Origin of the sequence: Nocardia barduliensis (assembly GCF_013315795.1) — a bacterium.
Taxonomy (GTDB): Bacteria; Actinomycetota; Actinomycetes; order Mycobacteriales; family Mycobacteriaceae; genus Nocardia; species Nocardia barduliensis.
In genome coordinates this window covers 1-1187 of record NZ_JABLTE010000263.1, presented here as the reverse complement: position 1 = coordinate 1187, position 1187 = coordinate 1, and the positions used below count along the sequence as shown (strand labels likewise).

General features: G+C 68.1%; 1 protein-coding gene. It reads left to right on the top strand.

From position 1 onward, the window contains the following. On the top strand, positions 1-1187 hold a 1187-nt coding region (locus tag HOV91_RS39090; protein WP_246351619.1), incomplete at both ends, for a condensation domain-containing protein.

Sequence of the window (1187 nt, the reverse complement as noted above, 5' to 3'; positions counted from 1 at the left end):
CGCCTGGAGTTCCTGGGCCGCATCGATTTCCAGGTGAAATTCCGCGGCCAACGCATCGAACTCGGCGAGATCGAAACCGCGCTGCTGGCACACCCCACGGTCAGCCAAGCAGTCGCGGCAGTCCTACCCTCCCCGGCGGGAGAGCGGCTGGTGGCCTATGTGGTCCCACGCCCGGGGCAGGTCATGGACCGCGAGGAACTCTCGGCCGCGCTGGCGGCGGTCCTGCCCGGGTACATGATTCCCTCCGCGCTGGTCGAGCTACCCGCGCTGCCGCTGAACGCCAGCGGCAAACTCGACCGCAAAGCACTACCCGCACCCGTGGCCGAGACCAAAACCTTCCGGGCCGCGCGTAATCCCGCCGAACACGCCGTCGCCGCAGTGTTCGCCGAACTGCTCGGCATCGAGCGGGCCGGTATCGATGACGACTTCTTCGCCCTCGGCGGCAATTCACTGCTCGCGACCCGAGCCGTCGCACGGATCAACGAAGCACTGCACACGCAACTCACCGTGCGCGAGCTGTTCGAGGCGCCACTGATATCCGCCCTGGCCGCGCGAGTGGTCGGCGGCAGTGCGGACCCCGCTCGCCCGCCCTTGACCCGGTCACGACGCCCGCAGCGCATCCCGCTCTCCCTCGCCCAACAGCGGATCTGGCTGCTCAACCGCATCCACCCGGACTCTCCCGCCTACAACATGCCCTTCGCCATCCGGCTGACCGGCCACCTCGACCTGCCCGCACTGCGCCACGCGGTCACCGACGTCCTCGAACGACACGAAGCACTGCGCACCCGCTACCCCATCGACACCGACGGACAGCCCTACCAGGAAATCCTGCCCACCAGCACGGTCCTTCCCGACGGTCTACCGGTCGAGGAGCGCGGCGTCGAGGACACGCAAATAGTGCACCGGCTCATGTCCACCGGCTTCGACGTGACCACCACCGCACCCATCCGCCTGCGACTGCTCACCTCCGGCCACAACCACCTACTCGTCATCGTGACCCACCACATCTCAGCCGACGGAACCTCCCTCGCACCACTCGCGCGCGACCTGGCGACCGCCTACCTCGCCCGCCACGACGGCAACACACCGGACTGGGCGCCGCTGCCGGTCCAATACGCCGACTACGCCCTCTGGCAACACACCACACTCGGCTCCGACAGCGATCCGTCCTCCCCTGCGACACAACA